The following is an 18,970-nucleotide window of genomic DNA, read 5'->3' on the forward strand; positions in this document are numbered from 1 at the left end:
AATGATTTCATCAGTAGCATGCAACGGTCTAGGTAAGCGCTATGGGTATTCCTGGGCATTACAGGACTGCACGTTAAGTTTACCGGTGGAACGTGTAATTGGTCTGGTAGGACCCAATGGTGCAGGAAAAACAACGTTACTCCATTTGATTGTAGGACTATTAGCACCCAGTACAGGCAGTCTTAAAGTATTCGGCGTTGACCCTCAGAAGCAGCCCGAACAAATCCTCAGTAAAGTCGGCTTTGTTGCACAGGAGCATCCACTACTAAAATCTTTTACCGTAGAAGATATGTTGACGTTTGGTCGCAAGATGAATGCCCATTGGGATAGTAATTTTGCTATGAAACGACTAAAACAATTGAACATCCCACTCCATCAAAAGACCGGCAAACTTTCAGGAGGTCAACAAGCGCAGGTCGCGTTGATTCTGGCCTTAGCCAAAAACCCTGAATTACTCATTCTGGATGAACCAGTCGCCAGCCTCGATCCCTTAGCCCGTCGTGAATTTCAGCAGTTATTGTTGGAGATAGTAGCTGATGGTAATTTCACAGTGGTTATGTCCTCACACATTGTAGCCGACCTGGAACGCTTCTGCGACTATCTTGTTATTCTATCAACCTCACATGTCCAGGTAGCGAGTGATGTGGATCAATTATTGCAATCTCACAAATTATTGATCGGGCCACGCGAACAGGCGGAGTCTCTCATGAAAAATGCTGCTGTGCTTGAGGTCACCCACGGAGAACGTCAGAGCAAGATAATGGTACGTGATTATAGTTCCAGGCTAGATGGCCTCTGGAAAGTGCAAGACGTATCTATGGAAGATATTGTCTTAGCCTACCTGGCACAGTCAAGGATGGATAGACAGGTTCATACTCATAATAAAGAGGAGGTGTTAGAATGATCTGGTTTACCTGGAGGCAGCACCGTATGGAAGCAATCAGTGCAGGAGTATTGCTTTTACTCATTGTGTGCGTCGTCGTGATAACTGGCCTCAGCATCAGAAACCTCTATGATCAATCCGGTGCAGCAAAGTGTGTTTTACCTACCGTGCAATGCTTTCAATCGCTGGCAAATTTTAATAGTCAGGCTATGACGAAAGCCTTTGGAAGCTCAACGTTTTATAATCTTTTCTCTATTTTGTTACTTGCTCTACCACCACTGGTTGGTGTATTTCTTGGCGCTCCAGCGGGAGCGCAAGAATTGGAACAGGGAACTTATCGTTTAGTCTGGACGCAAGGCGTTTCCTGGTATCGCTGGCTTATCACAAAGATTAGTTTACTTTCCATTGCAACACTTTGTGCTTTTACGTTCCTGTTTGTCCTATTATCCTGGTGGAGCCAGCCCTTGAGCAACGTATTAACCACCATCTGGCCTTTCTATGATGTTCGGGGAATAGTTCTTCCTGCCTATGCACTTTTCTCATTTGTCCTGGGTTTCGCTGTAGGTATACTCCTACGAAGAACTGTTCCGGCAATGGCTATCGCCCTGGTGGTCTTTATTGTAGTGCGAATCTTGATAGAGGTCTTCTGGCGTCCATATTTTTTACCACCGCTGCATTTCGATTATTCAATTAGCTCCCCTAGCGCACAGATTCCTGCTCAGTCATGGATAATAGCACAGGAAACAATCGATCGTCACAGTAATGTTGTACCAGATTCGGCTACTGCTGTATGTAACTCGACGGTGTCCGCATCAGATCTTGCAGCGTGCTTTGATAGGTATGGTTTTCGGTTCAGGACGGTGTATCAGCCTGAAAATCGCTTCTGGCTCTTTCAGGGTTTTGAAACTGGTATCTATCTGCTCTTAACTGTTGGATTCTTCGTCCTGTCGTACTGGTGGATGAAGCATAAAATTATATGAAGTTTCTCAGGAGATGTATCGAGTTGGGCATCTCAAGAGAGACTCCAGTTCTATAAAAGCCAATTGCCCGATGGCAAAAGACAACAGCTTTGCCCACTCACACGAAGTGAGCGGGCAAAGCTGGGATAAGCAAAGTCTTCAGGGTTGTTGCTTGCACTCTCCTTGTGTTCCGTGCAAGCTAGTTCAGTCGAATGTCCTCGTGCCAGGAAGTGTAGCCAAATTCGGGACATGCCGGGTCCACTAACCAATGCTCATATGTATAATTTACCGGCTGGGTTATATTCCAGTTAGTGGACCAGTTGTTGGTTCCGACAAAAGGACAATTATTAAGGTAACCTGTCCAACTTGCATACTGATCGCGATCCCACCAAAGAGGATTTGGGGCAGTATTACCCTGTACACCGCTAAATTGAATGAATACCGTCGTACAGTCCGAGCTCTTCGTGTAGTGGACATATGTATGCACTGAGTCACCATTGGCAGTCCAGTTTAATGAAGGCGTGGAACTCGATCCGCAAGCGATGGAAGGTCCTTGGAACGAATTCGGACTTTCTTGCTCTGCCTTTTCTCGCACCATTGCCACTAATTGCTGAAACTGTAATAAAAAGTGCTTCAGCACTTTCTCTGAGGAGGTTGACGATGGCAGAACAACATATGGTTCGTGCCGTGCCACAGCCTGCGAAAGATGAACGGTTTCTGTCTCGATAATACTACCTGCCGGACAAGCATAGTTTACTGTGAACTGTTTACGTGTTCCAACATTCAGAATCTTGCTCGCGGAGCAATGTGATGTCCTTGTGACATCTAAGGCGATAACAACTAAAGGGTCAGATTTTGCAATAGCCTTGGATGCCGCAAAGCTTGGGCTTACAGGGATGAACGTACTCAGGAAAATAAAGACTAGCCCGAAACTCGCGTAAATCAACTTCCTCATCTTTCTTTTTGCTAATCTCTCCTTTCTGATACTGAAGACTTCCTACTATGTTTTAAAATCAAACCTGCAATGTTAAAGCAGGCTCAAACGTTCGGATATTTCCAAGAAAAGTATATATTATAATGTCCAGTAAGTCAACCTTTTTTATTTCGAATTTATAGTATATTTGATACGTGAATAGATAATAAAATCAACTCCATATTTCCGCCGTTCCTGCAATTGTGATGGTATAATAATTAAGGTTACGGTATGATTAGGATTCATTCTCATCACAGAGCAATGAGGGCCACCATGTACATTTATTACATCCTGCGCGGAACACAGGCGGGAAAACCAGTGGAACTGGAAGGCGATATCGACGAAGAGAGTTTTCCAGGCGTCGATCTCGACAATGGACCTGCCATCATCGACTTCCTGACCAAAAAAGTCAACCAGCAGACCGGTAAGGTCGGCTTCTGGGAGGAGTGCGAGTTGACAGAGTCGTTCTTCAACCGCGAAGATACTTTCCTCTTCTACAACGATCGTTGGATGAAACGGTCTGATACGCCCTGGCGCAAAGATAAAGGCTACTAGGATCAGTCCTCGCTCAGCCGCAATGTCTGGCTCATTGAAGGACTTAAGACCACACGCGCCATCATGCCCAGGGCAACAATACAGACGATTATCAGCACGATGAAGACGATGTCGAGCGAGAGCGGTACGACGATGTGCGCCGGAATGATGTGCTGGAGAGCATAAAATTCATCGATATTCGTCATATTGGCGGGCGCGCCGGTAAAGATGAGCGTTGGGACGACCGTCAATGAGAGTAACGCGCCGAAAACGACTCCCAGCACCAGCGCGGCAATGTAGACAATCGCCTGTTCCCATGTCAGGACGCCGGCAACCTGGCCCGGCGAGGCCCCTAGAGCGCGCAAGACGGCAAAATTGGTTAAACGTGTGCGAACATTGAGCCACGAAGTGAGCAAGTCGCCGATCACGGCCAGCAACAGGGCAGTAATCGCCCCTATTACCAGTATAATGATAAGATCAAGGTAAAGTGGGTCATTGCTTAACGTGCTTTCGAGCGCGTAGCGATCATTCAGATTGTCGAGGTGCAGTGTCGGAGTGTTAAGCGCAGCGCGCACCTGCGCCAGCGAATGTGCATCGTCCATTGCACGCAACCAGACATGATTGATCGGAAGCAAGCTACCGCTATTCAAGCCGCCTGCCGCGACAATCTGCGTATCGTAAATGCTAGAATATGTCATATAATCGACCAGAATACCTGCTGGCGGCACATAATCTCCTGCTGCCCCAAGGGTGGTGTTGTCATTGACGGTCGGAATATGCTGCACCTGGTCAATGACGACGAAGTTCAGGTTGGAGAAATCCCCAGAACCCACCTGCAACGTGAAGGTAGTCCCGATCTGAAGATTCAGCCTGTTCATGGCATTGGCATCGGCAATCACCGGAACATCGCCAGCACTGCTGACGCCATATTGCCGCTCAGCAGCGAGCTTTGCCATCAATGAAGAGAGAGGTTCGCTCGAATCCTGAGAGGTCCAGATAGCGGTGTTCGCAAACGTGCTGCTATCGACGGCGCGAATATCAACTGTCGTGGCAGGCGCTATTCCAGATGAAGTTGCTTCCCCCACATAGCCCGCTGTGGCAGACAGAACGCCTGGTATGCCGGAGTATTTTGCCGTAATATTCTGCAATGAGGTCACATGAACAGAAGTAGGGAGATCGCCGCTGAAATCCGCACCTGTTTCGTAGGCCGCAATATCACGGCTGTACTGAATCTGGGACGCGGAAAAGACCAGCGTGAAGATGGCAAAAGCAGTTGCCAGAGCAAGCAGCATCGTCATGCGTACCACCTGGCGAGGAGCGCGCGCTACCTGCGCTAGAGCAAGCATGGAGACGGCGCCGCGATTGCGACCGGTAATAGTTGCTCCCCACGCCAACAGATAAGGAAAGAAGCGCAAGAAAAGCAGGATAAGCCCGATCAGCAGGAAGATGGGAGCAACCAGCGCCAGCGGCGTCGCAACCAGCACCTGGGCACGGCTATCAAGCAGCGATCCAATGCCGGTAATGTACAGCGAGATACCATAGCCAATCAAAGCAATCACGGCGGCTATAACATCGAGCCGGTAACGCTGCCAGAAAGGGACTTGAGTTGTGCGGGCTGTTTCTCGCCGCAGCGCCAGTACATCCATCGTCGCGGCTCGCCTGAGCAGGAGAGCCATGGTCAGAATAGCAACCAGCACCGCCACGACTGCATACCACGCGACCCCCAGAATGGCCGAAATGGGATGAGCTGTAAGCAGCGTAATAGCATCCTGCTGGGCCGGCGGCAACATGCGCTGCGAGATCAGGACAATGGCGATAAGCGCGAGGATAGGCCCAAGGATGAGCGCAATAATACCAACGCCTATGCTCTGCATGACCAGGAAGCCATAGACCTGGCGCGTCGTCGCCCCACGGCTGCGCAGCATAGCGATGGCCGCGGTCTGCCGTTCGACCAGCAAACCGGCCATCAAACTGACAAAGAAGAGAATCAGTACGATGATCTGCAGGGAAAGAATATCGATAGGAACATTTACCACCGCGACACGGTTGTTGTATTGCAGCAGCGTCGCGGGCAATTGATATGTATTGGGTACGGGATTGTAAAGGCTCACCTGCAACATATAAGGGTAGACGATCACCCCATTTGTCTGGGCTTGATTCTGTATAGGCCCGGCCTTCGCCGCGATATCGGACTGCAAATGGTAAAGCTGTTCCGACAGGTTACTCAATTGATAGATGTTTACCCGCGAGGGATCAAGATAGTAACGCCAGGTCAACTCATATGTCTGGGGCGAGAAGACGACATTTGAATTGTGCGCGGCGGCAATCGAATCAAGCGCCGCCAGGAACGATGTACCCGGCACCAGCAGCGTATACGAGGTCTGTGAATCCTGGCTGACCGGCAGGAAATCCTGACCATGCCAGAAGGAATCGGGAATGACGTTGAAGAGTCCGACGATGTGTAGCTGAAGCGCGCCAACCCGGTGAGGACCGCCGAACATCTCCTGCGTATCCGTATAGTAATCGGGACGCAGCGTGATTACCGATCCAACGGTGACATGCAGGCTCTGCGCCGTTTCAGGCGTCAGTATGGTTTCAATCTCACCACTCGCGGCTTGAGGAAGCCGTCCCTGGACTAAGTTGATATGAGAAGCGGCCTGCTGAATCGAAGTGCCAAAAAGATTCAGCGTATAAGCCCCCTTAACCGGAGCAGGCGAAACAACCGTGAAGCCCGATCCCTGCACAGTAAATGCCGTGGACGAGCCGAGATAGTTCGCCAGGTCGTGCTGGATGATGGGCGCAAACTGTTGTTGTATGTTCTGCACGATGCCCGTTGATAATCCCTGCGTAGTGGTATCAAGCGTGATTTCTGAGGTAGTTGGAGTGGCTGTAAGAGAGGTGCGCAAACCGGCGGTCGTAGTGACGGTTGAAAAGAGCGGCACAGCGCAGACAATCACGACGGCAGCAGTGATACCAACGCACGTCAGCAAGAGCAGAAAGCGCACCTGGCGCAATCGCCACAGCGTGAGCGTCAACAGGGATGGAGTCAATGAGCGTCGGGGGCGACGATGGTTATTTTGCCCGGCCGTTGAACGCGCGATCACCAGTTCCTCTTCTCGCGATAGGAAATCCATGCGCCCATCCTCGCTCAAACGCAGCACCTGGCTCATTGAGCGATGTAAAATGACGCTCATCATCATCACAAGCGCTACAATGAGGATCGCGATCAGCACCAGAAATGCTATGCCTAGCGAAACAGGGACAACGAGCTGCACCGGTATGATCTGCTGAAGCGCGTAAAAGTCGTTATTGCTGATAAAGGTTCCGGGCGTGATACTGGTAAAGACCAGGGCCGGCACCACTGTGACAGCAAGCAGGGCGCCAAAAAAGATGCCCAACAGAAGTGCGGCGGCATAGACGATGCCCTGTTCCCACAGCAAAACGCGGGCAATTTGTCTCGGAGCGGTTCCCAGCGCTCGCAGTAGCGCGAAGTTGGTCAGGCGCGTGCGCACGCTCAACCAGGACGCCATTAAATTGCCGGCAACCGCTAACAAGAGCGCAGCGCTTGCGCCCAGGATAAGCACGCCTATCAAATCCAGAAAGAGTGGATCGGAATGTAGAGCGCCGGCCAGCATGCGGCGATCAACCAGGTTATCGAGTTGCAAATAGCCGCCGGTCAGAGCGGCTCGCACGCTTGCCAATGACACGGGATCATCGCTCGTTCGCAGCCAGATTTGATTCAGCGTGAGATAGGAGCGATTGACCTGGAACTGCACCGCGGACAGGCTGGCGTAATCGACCAGCACACCTCCGGCGGAAGTATCGGTGACGGTCGGGATATGCTGCACCTCGGCGATAGCGATGTAGTGCAGGTTATCGCCGGGAGTCGCGCTGTTATTGACCGAAAAAGTTGCTCCGACGTGCAGGCCAAGGCGATTCCAGGTGTACGCATCGACGATGGCTGGTACTGCTGTTGTCCTTATGGCATTCCCGCGCTGGGCCAGGAGTTGCGTCATCAAAGACGAGAGGGACTGCGACGAGTCCACCGGAGTCCAGATCATAGTCTGGGCAAAGGTCGAGGGATCGACCGCGCGAATCTCAATTGGAATGCTCGGAGCCGTCAACTCTGAGAGGCCCTGGACTACTGACGCATCTGCTGTATAGCCAACAGAGGCCGAGGTGACGCCGGGTATATGCTTATAAAGCGCTGTTTGTTGGGCCAGCGGAAGAATATTCATATCCAGGCGAAAGTTGCCGCTGAAATCTGAGCCTGTCTGATATGCAGCGATATCCAGGCTGCGTTGATCCTGCGAGGCGACAAATACCAGGGTAAAGATGGTAAATGCCGTGGCAAGCGCGAGTAGCAGCGTCATACGTACAGCCTGGCGAGGAGCGCGGGCCATATGCGCCAGCGCCAGCATGGGCGCCGCGCCCCGCATACGCATGGCGAGATTCGATCCCAGCCGCAACAGGATTGGGAAGAAACGTATGAAGAGCAGCACTACGGCGAGCAAGAGGAAGATGGGGCCAATCAAGGCCAGAGGCGTGGAGATCAGGGCCTGTGTCTGGGCGCTAAGCAACCCTTGCACATTGCCAAGATAGAGCGAGACACCATATCCGGCCAGCGCAATGATGATAGCGATCACATCCAGATTCAGGCGCTGCAATAACGAGCGCCTTCGCCCCGCGCTGACAACATTCATACGAGACGCGCGATACAGGAAGAAGATCATGGCAACGATGGCAGCAAGCGCTGTGATGATGGCATATGCGCGAATATCCAGCAAGGCCTGGAGAGGAGCATTAGAGATAACATTGATGGCATTTTGTATCGCCGACGGCAGCAGGCGCAGGGCAATGAAATAGACAGCGACAATGGCAAGCGGTGGTCCAACGATGAGCGCGATCAGGCTTAACACAATACTCTGCGTAATGAGCGAACCGAGTACCTGCCAGTTGCTCGCCCCACGGCTGCGCAGAACCGCGATCCCCTCGGCCTGCCGGTCGACGAGCAATTGCGCCATCATGCTGACAAAGAAGAGCAGCAGCAGGATTACCTGCAAAGCGAGGATAGAAGAGGGCAGATTTGCCAGGGCCATTTGACTGCGAAAGCGCTCTAAGCTGCTGGGAGTGCTGGAAGTACTGAAAACCGAGCCGCTTAGCTGAACAGTCTGCATAAAAGGAGATTGCAGGATCATCGCAGGGTCGCCGAAGTTATTCGCGATAAAGGCTTTGGTAGCGGCCAGTTGCTTGATGAGCGTATTGAGCTGGTTGATGGAAATCCGCGCAGGAGCCAGGTGATAATACCAGTAAATATGCGAAGGCTTCGAGAAAAATACCTGGTCAACTGAATGGCTCCGCGCCATTTGCTGAAATGTACTCAGTAACTGCTGATCGGAAGCAAGGATGTAGTAAAAGGACGGCCCATTATCAGGCGCGTAGGGTTGAAAATCCTCACCATTCCAGTAAGGATCGCCGGCTTTGACGTTGAAGAGGCCGACCACGTGCAGCTTGAACGCCAGGGGTATACCACTCTGGAAGAGCGAACCTTTAGCAATACTGATAACCGCTGGCTGCGTGTAGTAGGAGAGCTGAATAGTGATTACGGAGCCGACGCCCACGTGCAGTTCTTTAGCAGTTTCCGGTGTGATTGCCACCTCGACATCCTGGCTCGTTGTCTGAGGCAGCCGTCCCTGTACTATCGAAAGATGAGAAGCCGATTCATGCATAGAGAATGCTTCGAGTGAGACCAGGTTGCCATCCTCTGGGGGAGAGATAAATCCAAAATTAGGGGTAGTAATCTCGCGTTCCGGTGGGCCGCTCAGATAGCTTTTCAGGAATTGTGGCACGACAGGCAGCACCTGCTGGCCGATCTGGTTGACACCATCCGTAGATAAGCCCGCGGAGTCAACCTCCAGCGTCATTTCCGAACTTGTTGGGGTCGCGGTCAGCGTATTGCGCAATCCGGCGGTGAGCATGACTTCGGAAAAGAGGGGAACGGCGCAGACAATCATGACGGCGGCCACTATCCCCAACCCTGTCATCAGCAGCAAAAACCAGTGCTGCCGCCAGCGCCAGAGCGCCAGTTCTACTGTAGAGGTTACCGGTGAGAGACTGATAGAGTGCTGTCCAGGTTTTGTCGAGCGAGCCATCTTCACCTCTATTTTTTAGAATTTTGTAAGACCCCGTGGAGGGCGACCACAAGGGTCCCATCCCCTCAGTCCCGCCCTTACCACAACATCCAGCAATAGTCCTTTGTATCAAAGACGCAAAAAGCAGGAAAGTATTGCTGATTTCCCCTATTATAACCTAAAATTGCTTGATTGGATTCACGAAGAATACAACTCGACAAGCGTCCGTGATGAAGAGAAGGTACTGACCTGCACGGTTCCTACAGCCCATAGTTCGCCGGTGCGAGGAACTTGAGCGATAGCATACAGAAGGTTGCTATCTGTGCCAAAATCTGTATTTTTGACCACGCTCCACTGTTTCCCATTCCAGTGTTCGACCAGGGCCAGCGACTCCTGCCCGGGATATCTACTGCGTGGCGAATATCCAACCGCCCAGACATCATCTGACGAACGCGCAACTACGTCATTCAGCTGATTGCCACCTACGCCCGGATTGGGACTGCTCACAATACTCCATCGCGAGCCGTCCCAGTGTTCGATCAGGGTCTTGATGGTGCTGGAATTACTCCCGCTGGTAGAGAAGCCCACGGCCCAGATGTCGTTCGATGAAACGACAGCCAGCCCACTCAGTATTTGTTCGTTTGCTCCCCCAAGGTTCGGACCGGACACGATGCTCCACTGCCGGCCATCCCAATGTTCGATTAAAATCAGGTTCCCGCTATTGTAATAACCACTATTAGAGCTATATCCTACCGTCCAGATATCATTCGTCGAGACAACCGCAACCTTGTAGAGGATATTCTGAGCCAGTACTCCATTGGGGCTGGGAACAATACTCCAACGACTGCCATCCCAATGCTCGATCAGCGTTTTTGAGGCCGAGGTTTTGAGATCTAACGTGTATCCCACCGTCCAGATATCATTCGATGAGACGGCGGCAATTGAAGAAAGATTGCTCTGGTCAAATTGAGGCTTTGGACTCTGGACAATACTCCATTGCTTACCATCCCAATGTTCGATCAAAGTACTCATCACCTGCTTATCCCAGCTATATCCTACCGCCCAGGCATCGTTTGACGAGAGGGCGGCTACACCCTCAAGACCATAATCGCCATCTCCAGGCTTTGGACTCCGCACAACACTCCACTGCCGGCCATTCCAGTGTTCGATCAGGGCGCTCGTTACCACAGTATTTTGCTGTATGCTGCCATTCGACGAGGTTCCCACTGCCCACGCATCGCTTGACGAGAGGGCATCCACACTGCCAAGTTGATTCTGGAACGTCCCGGCACCTGGGCTAGGGACAACTTTCCAGCTATAAACAGGACCAGAGCCAGTGATTGCTCCCCGATTATGTAAAGCTACTAGCGCCAGGAATGTGCCCAGCAGGGCCACCACAACCAGCACGGCAACCAGAGCCTGCGCGCCTACACGCAAACGTGGCGCATGATGAACGTTGCGAGGCACGCGAGCGGCTGTGGTGGCGATTTGCTCACTTTTCTCGCTCTCCTTCACAAACGGAGTAGATGCCAGAGAACTGCCCTGCGCATCCCACATATAAAGTAAGCGCGCGGGTATTGCCGGCAGCGGTTTAACGTCTGGCAACTGTTCCAGATATCTTCCCATGGCCTCATACTCGGCGCGAACGGTAGCACATGCCTGGCAGGACGCGATATGCGTTTCAAGAGCTATACGCTCAAGGGGTGCGAGATCGTCTGGATGGGTCGCGGCCAGTTTTTCGGCCCAGAACGCACACGGGGTCTGATCTATTGATTTCATCGTAAAGGCACTCCTTTCAAGCGCCGGTATTCAAGGCGAAACTGCTCGCGCCCGCGGCTGACATATGCGCTGACACTCTTCTCACTGATGCCCAGCACGGCGGCAATTTCGCGTTGCGAGAAACCGGCAACATGCTGTAAGAGCAGGCACGACCGGCTCTGCGGTGAGAGCATTGCCAGAATCCTGGTAATACATTCCTGCTCTATAGCCCGCTCCTCTGGCCCCGCGACCTTCAAAACGTGATGAGAGGTTTCCTTTTCGTGGTCGGCCCAGGGCAATAAACCTATCAACTGCTCGCGCTTGAGATACGAACGGGCAACATTCGTGGCAATGCGATAGAGCCAGGGACGAAAGGCGATCTCTCCCTGTAACTTCGGCAGCCCTTTCCAGGCACGGATAAACGTCTCCTGGGCAAGATCACGTCCCACCTCGTCATTGCCCACAAGGTGCGCAAGATATTTACAAATAGGAGCGTTATAGCGTTCAAATAATTGCGTGAAGGCCTTCTGATCTCCTGCACGTGCAGATTCCAGTGTCTCTACCGGTTCTGTACCGGTAGAATCAGGGGGCAACGACTGCGCCATCGATCCTTCTCCTGAAATAAGTTGGAGATGAAAGGGTATCGACAGTTCCTTTCTGTTCTCTCTATCCTTATAACTCTGGAAAGCGGCCAAACCCTGTGGTTTCTCAGGAAATGTTACAGATGAAGAGAAAAAATAAAGCCGATTCATCGCTTTCCATCCGATGGTGGAGAACAATGAATTGGCTTCTTACTACTATCTCAATATTGAATTAATCACCCGGCGTACTTGAAACTGCCTGGTGTTGGGCGCGCAGCACCTTTTTATCGAACTTGCCCACGCTAGTCTTTGGAATAGCATCGATAAAGATCACATCATCGGGCAGCCACCATTTGGCAACTTTGGAACGCAGATATTCGATAATCTCATCCTTCGTGATTTGCCCGGCGAAATCGGGTTTGGGCACTACATAGGCAACGGGACGCTCATCCCACTTTGGATGCGGCACGCCAACCACACAGGCCTCAAAAACCTTTGGATGGCCCATAATCAGGCCTTCGACCTCGACCGAGGAGATCCACTCGCCGCCGGATTTCACCAGGTCTTTGGTACGGTCAACCAGCTGGATGATGCCATCTTCGTCGACGACTGCTACATCGCCTGTGCGCAGCCAGCCATCAACAAACTTCTCGCCCGTCGCGGGGTCGCCATAGTAGGCACGGGCAACCCAGGGTCCGCGCACCTGCAGTTCGCCAAAGGTTGTATTATCCCAGGGTACTTCCTCGCCGGTATCCATGTTTACGACGCGGAAATCGACGCCCGGCAGCACTGTACCCTGTCGCGCCTTGATACGGAATTGCTCGTCAAGCGGCCAATCTTTCTGGTAGCTGCGTAACTTTGAGAGCGAGGCCAGCGGCGAGGTTTCCGTCATACCCCAGGCATGAACGATATTGATATTCTTGCGATATAGGCCCTCGATCAGCGAGCGAGGAACTGCTGAACCGCCACAATAAATGGCACGTAGCGAGGAAAGGTCAACCTGCTCTTTGTCCAGCACGCTCAATAGCCCGATCCAGATCGTTGGCACGCCCGCTGTAACGGTCACGCGTTCGTCAGCTATGAGGTGCGCGATGCGTGCCGGGTCCATGAAACGGCCGGGGAAGACGAGCTTTGAGCCCATCATAACGGCGGCATGCGGAAAGCCCCAGGCATTGGCATGGAACATGGGAACAACCGGCAAAGCAGTATCTTGTTCAGAAAGGCCCGTGCCATCAGCCAGTCCAACGCCCATTGAATGCAGGAATACCGAACGATGGCTATAAACGACGCCCTTGGGGTTGCCGGTGGTGCCAGAGGTGTAGCACATCGCGGCAGCGGCATTCTCATCCAGCGGGGGCCAGTCGTATTTCTCAGACTGCTTGCCAATAAAGGATTCATAGTCAACGGAGGGTTGCAGTTTGCCGGTAGCATTAGGAGCATCGCCCATAATCACGTACAGCTTCACCGTCTTGAGCTGACCCACAAGTCCTTCCAGGATGGGCACCAGGTCGCCATCAACGAAGATCACCTGATCCTCGGCATTATTGATGATGTAGACCAGTTGATCCGCGAACAGGCGAATGTTAAGCGTGTGTAGAACCGCGCCCATGCAGGGAATGGCGAAATACAGTTCGAGATGCCGGTAGGTGTTCCAACCAAATGTCGCAACGCGGTCGCCCTCCTTGACACCGGCATTATGAAGTGCATGAGCGAGTTGCTGAGTACGTTTCCCCCACTCGCCATAGGTGTAGCGATGCAATCCTTGATCGGTTAGCGTGACAACTTCCTTGCGGGAAAAAATACGAACGGCACGATTGAAACAATGCTGCAACGTCAATGGATAATCCATCATCAAACCTTGCATACTACCTACCTCCTGTGTGAAGCTGGCACCCGCACGGGGCGCCACTATATCACCCTTCAACAAAAAACTGAGGCCTGCTTCATCTCTTGCTCTATTCTACAAGCACGACCTGATAACTGCAAGACCCTTGCTAATTCTCCACCTCAAATACCTGTAAAAATCATGAGCTTAAATTAGAAATTGCTGAGAATTTTTCACAACCCTCAAAATCATATTGCTCATGAGCTTCGTATTTGTTATGCTGATGATTAGAAATTATCGTTTTCCTGTATCCTTTGCTGTTGATGAGGCGTGTCTATTTATATACTCTGTAGCGCGTCACATGAAGGATATGTACACAAAGAAGTGCAACTTTTAACATTGATGAGCCGTATATTTAGAAGGAGTACACAAGAAAGTAGCACGTAGGAGTAACGTTGTATTGCGTTGAAACCTTTTGCAATTATTTTCCCAACATGAGAGGAGCCTGAAATGATTTTACACACAACGAACAGACGGCCACGTGGTCTGGCTGCGATGAGCCTGGAACGCCGACGCGAAATTGCTAGCAAGGGTGGGCGTACATCACAGGCGCGAGGAACCGCGCATCAATGGACGGCTGAAGAAGCTTCCGCTGCCGGTAAAAAAGGGAGCGCGCGCTACGCGCTGAGAAAGGCCAACAGTTCCGCCCAGTCATAGCCGTTCATCTCTTTGGACGTAGAGACCGGTTTATGGAGTTTTACGAAAAGGATGCTTAGATAGTAAGCGGCGAGATAGATGTATGCTACTATCTCGCCGCTTGTTTCGAGACAACAGAACCTTGCGTACCGGCTTCCTCACGTTTCATGAGATAATCGATCCGGTGCAGGGCATGTCATTCTGAGAGAAGCGAAGAATCTGCTTTTGATTACTCAGGTAATTCCCCCCTGGTATTCATTCTTACTTATGCTATATTTCGTGGTCAGTTCATCCACGGTGGGCGCATAGCACCGCTTACTTTCGCCTCTCGAAAAGTAATACGCCAACCAGCCAAAGTTGGATCATGTCATCCATTTTCATGATCGAGTCCGTGAATATCCTCCCTGGCCACCTTATCCCCACGCGCAGCCGCCCATTGCAAAACCTCTGCCGCGACATATAACGAACCGGTGGCACAGATCAAATCGCTGCTCTCCGCCACGTCAAGGGCCAGTTTCATAGCAGCATTACTATTTTCGGCAGTATAAACGCTTACATTGGGAGCATGAACGGCAAATAGTGCCTGCAACTCTTCGATTGAAGCCCCCCGCGGATTCTTCATACGTGTCAAAACAACGGCATCTACTCCCGCCAGAGCCTGTAGGATGCCAACCAGGTCTTTGTCACGATTCACACTCAACACAACGATGAGTTTGCGCCAGGAAAATGAGCTGCGTAGCGCCTGCATCAACTTTTGCATAGAATCGGCATTGTGTGCGCCATCAACCACAATCGTTGGATTATGCCCGACAACCTCAATGCGCGCGGGCCAATGTACTAAGCGCAATCCTTCGCGTAAGGCCTCCTCATCCCACCTGACGCCCTTCTTGTTCAGATTGTCGAGGGCCGCGAGCGCGACTGTGGCATTTTCAAGCTGGTGCTGACCGGCCAGTGGGATTTCCAGGCCTGAATAGGTTTTTTCGGGCGCCCAGATAGTGAAACGCTGGTGATCCTCAAAACGCTGCTCCAGTTGGTAGCGATAGCTGGTTGCCGGTAATTGTCCCGCATCGACTTCTGCCTGCGCGGGATCGTTTTCGAGCGGGCCGACGCGCACAAGTTCGGCATGCTGTTTGCGGCTGGCCGCGGCAATAGCAAGTAAAGCCTCCGGAGACTGGGCAGAAGTAACAATCACCCCATTCGGTTTGATAATACCGGCCTTTTCGGTCGCAATCTGCGTCAGCGTATTCCCCAGCACCTGCATATGATCGAAGCTGATCGAAGTAATCACCGAGACGAGCGGCTGCGTGATATTGGTCGCATCCAATCGCCCGCCTAAGCCAACTTCCAGCACGGCATGTCGCACTTGCTTGCGCGCAAAATAGAGAAACATCAGAGCGGTGGCTACCTGGTATGTGTTATATGGAACAGCGCCGGGCGTTTGCTCGATCTTCTCAACAGCGGCACGAACCTCCGGCAGCAGTTCGGCAAATTCCTCCTCGCTGATGAGATTGCCGTTGATACGAATGCGCTCGCGAAAAGTGTGCAGGTCGGGCTGCGTATAGAGGCCGGTGCGCCATTCTGCCTCGCGCAAGACACGCTCGATCATGGCCGCCGTCGACCCCTTACCCTTCGTGCCCGCTATCAATGTGCTGCCATAGCTTGTATGTGGATTGCCCAGCGCCTCAAGCAGCAGCTCTTCGCGCGACAAATTCCCCTCACGGTTGCGCGTATACACTCCGCTACGTTCAAAATCGCTCAGGCTATAAAGGTAAGATAAGGCTTCTTTATAATTCATGGTTGTTCACAAATGTCCTCGTACAATAGAATCGCTCATCTTTACAACACGCACCATCTCATGCACATCATGCACGCGAACGATATCTGCGCCCTGGGCGATACCCAGCGCGATGCTGGCCGCCGTACCCTCAAGGCGCTCCGAGACGGGCAAACCACCCAGCACATAGCCAATGGTAGATTTGCGCGATGTACCAAGCAGGATTGGCCTGCCCAGCACACGCAGTTCATGGAGACGGCGCAGCAAGGTCAGGTTCTCTTCTGGCGTCGTGCCAAAGCCAATACCAGGATCAATGATAATACGCTCCCATTCAACGCCTGCCGCCAGCGCCAGGTCAATGCTATGGGCAAGAAAACGCACAACATCGCTGACGATCTCGCGTTTCTGGTAGCCGCGCATATTTGCCATTAATACGATGGGGACGCCACGTTCGTTTACCAGTGCTGCCATAGCAGGATCGCGCCGCAGCGCCCAGATATCGTTTACGATACATGCTCCCGCATCCAACGCCTGCCTCGCGACCTCAGCTTTATAGGTGTCGATAGAGATCAGAATTTCCGCGGGTAATGCTGCGTGAAGCGCCTCAATGACAGGTATTACGCGCGCGAGTTCTATCTCGATGGAAACAGGCTCCGCATGTGGCCGCGTCGATTCGCCACCCACATCGATCAACATTGCTCCTTCGGCGACAAATTTCCTGGCCCTGATAACAGCACGTTCGACAATTTGCTCCCACGACAATGTATCTTCCGACAATCCATCACCTGAAAAGGAGTCGGGAGTGATGTTCATAATGGCCATAACATACGTCCGCTGACCCCACTCGAGTCGATGATTGGCCCAGATTGTTGGCGGTAGCGATGTATTCATAGCTTCATGATATCCTTTTTGATGGGCAATTTACAAGGTAGGGGCCTGTCATTCTGAGCGCAGCGAAGAATCTCTCTCTCATTTAGAGGTAACACCGATTTTCTTACGTTGTCACCCCTACCTGTACAATGTTATACTACTACATAGTAGTAATGATATTACCCGTCTCAACATTTTGATGTGTCTCTTGTAATAAGAGAGATTGCAAACTCATAAACAAAGGGAACGCCAGATGAAAAGCACGACCGAAATGAAAAAAGGGCGCAATGTTGTGGCAACAGCCCGCCGCTGCCATGAATGCAATGAAGAGGCGCTTGGGCGCTGTCCAGATTGTCATCGCGGTTTTTGCCAGGATCATTTTCCCAAACAGCAGCATTCTCCCTGCGCCGAAAGACAAATGAAACTGGCGCAAACGCAGGTCTGTTACGTATGTGGTACCCCTGTCTATCCCGACCAGTGGTCGCTTTCACGAACATCCCACATCATCGACCAGTATCGCTGCCAGGGATGCGGTCGCCATATCTGTGATGAACTCCATACGCAGCGAAAGACTGAAGATGTGACCGTCGTTCGTGAAGGGATGCGCGGTCATCGCTATCAATATACGAAACGCTATTGCGACCTCTGCTCGCCTTTTGCCCGCGTAGGCGGCATAAAGGGCCTGACCAGCTGGGTCGTTGTCGCAGGGACTATCGTGGGAGTAGCCTTCTTCCACTTCCATCCCTGAGTATCGTGCTGGATTGAGAGGAACAGCCAGAGCAATGGAGATACGCTGATCTGGTATCCCATGCTGGCTAGAAGAAACTATGACAGTATCACCAACCATACAATCTACGCTGTCACGCTATCGTCCTGAGATTCTGGCAGCGTTGCGCTATGCCCTCAAAGAGGCCAGCGAAGGAGCGATACCACAAACGGCCGCCGCTTTAGTGCCTTTTTACGGGCAGATGCAATACCACCTGGGTTGGGTCGATTCTCATTTCTCGCCCGTATCCGGCAACACGGGCAAATTGATGCGCCCAACTCTGCTCCTGCTGGCATATGAAGCCGCCGGGGCATGGAATCTGAAAGCTAAATTGTCTGATTCGCAATTGCCCGCGGAGAATGCGCCTATCAAGCACTTACGGCGTGCTTTACCAGCCGCCGCAGCAGTGGAATTGACGCATAATTTCACGCTGATCCATGACGATATCGAAGATGGCGATCTTGAGCGCCACCACCAGCCAACATTATGGAGCATCTGGGGCATTCAGCATGGCATCAATACCGGTGACGGTATGTTCGCGCTTGGCCGCCTGGCTCTCTGGCGTAGTCTGGACGAGGGCGTCGAGCCTGACATCGCGGTACGCCTCGGCGAAATACTGGATCAGACCTGTCTTGTCATCTCAGAAGGTCAGTATCTTGATATCAGCTTCGAATCGCGCCTCGATATCTCGGTCTCCATGTACATGGATATGATTGGTCGCAAGACGGCATCATTGATGGCATGCGCGGCAAAGATGGGAGCATTGCTGGGAACACGCGATGAGAAAACGATTGAGCGCCTGCACCGTTTCGGCTATGCGATGGGAATTGCCTTCCAGGTACGTGACGACATGCTCGGCATCTGGGCCAGCGCCGAGGAGACGGGCAAAACATACGCCGGAGACATCTATCGCCGTAAAAAGAGCTTACCCATCCTGCATGCCCTCGAACACGCGAACCCACGCGATAAACAGTTTTTACAGCAGATTTATAGCCAGCCATCCCCCATCACAGGCGAGTATGTTGAGGAAGTCCTGGCGATTTTTGCGCGTACCGAGACAGAGGCATATTGCCGAGCATTCCTGGCAAAGCAGTGTCGGGTGGCTCACGAGGCCCTGGCACATGTACCACACTCGACCAGCCCCACAGCGACTCGCGCGCTTGATGATTTACAGACGCTCGTTCACTTTGTAGAAGATATCATCAAGGGTTGAGAGCCTT

At 52.1% G+C, this 18,970-nt stretch carries 12 protein-coding genes; 6 read left to right on the top strand and 6 right to left on the bottom strand.

Features of this window, described 5'->3' with window-relative positions:
* Position 1: 1 nt before the first annotated feature.
* The 3 genes from VFA09_25245 to VFA09_25255 all read left to right on the top strand — a co-directional run bounded on the left by VFA09_25245 (position 2) and on the right by VFA09_25255 (position 3,370).
* Entirely contained in the window at positions 2-904 is a 903-nt protein-coding gene (locus VFA09_25245) for an ABC transporter ATP-binding protein (GenBank protein ID HZU70604.1), read from the top strand.
* A 26-nt stretch (positions 905-930) separates the two neighbouring features.
* Positions 931-1,863, top strand: a complete 933-nt coding sequence (locus tag VFA09_25250; GenBank protein HZU70605.1) for an ABC transporter permease subunit — start codon at positions 931-933, stop codon at positions 1,861-1,863.
* Positions 1,864-3,088: 1,225 nt separating this feature from the next.
* Positions 3,089-3,370: a hypothetical protein gene (locus VFA09_25255; GenBank protein HZU70606.1), complete on the top strand. Its 282-nt coding sequence runs from the start codon at positions 3,089-3,091 to the stop codon at positions 3,368-3,370.
* A gap of 2 nt (positions 3,371-3,372) precedes the next feature.
* Here the strand turns inward: VFA09_25255 and VFA09_25260 are convergent, their stop codons facing one another.
* The 4 genes from VFA09_25260 to VFA09_25275 form a co-directional block, all read right to left on the bottom strand.
* Positions 3,373-9,501, bottom strand: a complete 6,129-nt coding sequence (locus VFA09_25260) for an FtsX-like permease family protein (GenBank protein HZU70607.1) — start codon at positions 9,499-9,501, stop codon at positions 3,373-3,375.
* Between the two features lie 177 nt (positions 9,502-9,678).
* Positions 9,679-11,259, bottom strand: a complete 1,581-nt coding sequence (locus VFA09_25265) for a hypothetical protein (GenBank protein HZU70608.1) — start codon at positions 11,257-11,259, stop codon at positions 9,679-9,681.
* A complete protein-coding gene (locus VFA09_25270; GenBank protein HZU70609.1) occupies positions 11,256-11,843 on the bottom strand; it encodes an RNA polymerase sigma factor in 588 nt (195 codons plus the stop codon). The genes VFA09_25265 and VFA09_25270 overlap by 4 nt, the downstream gene beginning before the upstream one ends.
* 208 nt (positions 11,844-12,051) lie before the next feature.
* Positions 12,052-13,683, bottom strand: a complete 1,632-nt coding sequence (locus tag VFA09_25275) for a long-chain fatty acid--CoA ligase (protein HZU70610.1) — start codon at positions 13,681-13,683, stop codon at positions 12,052-12,054.
* 471 nt (positions 13,684-14,154) lie between these two features.
* Between VFA09_25275 and VFA09_25280 the strand changes: the two genes are divergently transcribed.
* Complete coding sequence (locus VFA09_25280; GenBank protein HZU70611.1) at positions 14,155-14,361, top strand: hypothetical protein; 207 nt, start codon at positions 14,155-14,157, stop codon at positions 14,359-14,361.
* Positions 14,362-14,707: 346 nt separating this feature from the next.
* Here VFA09_25280 and VFA09_25285 read toward each other — a convergent pair whose 3' ends face one another.
* Together VFA09_25285 and folP are read right to left on the bottom strand one after the other, a co-directional pair.
* Positions 14,708-16,135 (bottom strand): folylpolyglutamate synthase/dihydrofolate synthase family protein, encoded by a 1,428-nt coding sequence (locus VFA09_25285; GenBank protein ID HZU70612.1) that lies wholly within the window; start codon positions 16,133-16,135, stop codon positions 14,708-14,710.
* A 6-nt stretch (positions 16,136-16,141) separates the two neighbouring features.
* A complete protein-coding gene (gene folP / locus VFA09_25290) occupies positions 16,142-17,005 on the bottom strand; it encodes a dihydropteroate synthase (GenBank protein ID HZU70613.1) in 864 nt (287 codons plus the stop codon).
* Between the two features lie 232 nt (positions 17,006-17,237).
* Here folP and VFA09_25295 point away from each other — a divergent pair, with 232 nt between their 5' ends.
* Together VFA09_25295 and VFA09_25300 are read left to right on the top strand one after the other, a co-directional pair.
* The gene (locus VFA09_25295) at positions 17,238-17,732 is read left to right on the top strand and encodes a hypothetical protein (protein HZU70614.1); all 495 of its coding nucleotides are present in this window, start codon (positions 17,238-17,240) and stop codon (positions 17,730-17,732) included.
* Positions 17,733-17,811: 79 nt separating this feature from the next.
* Positions 17,812-18,963, top strand: a complete 1,152-nt coding sequence (locus VFA09_25300; protein HZU70615.1) for a polyprenyl synthetase family protein — start codon at positions 17,812-17,814, stop codon at positions 18,961-18,963.
* Positions 18,964-18,970 lie beyond the last annotated feature (7 nt).

The sequence above is a fragment of the Ktedonobacteraceae bacterium genome (genome assembly GCA_035653615.1).
Taxonomy (GTDB): domain Bacteria; phylum Chloroflexota; class Ktedonobacteria; order Ktedonobacterales; family Ktedonobacteraceae; genus DASRBN01.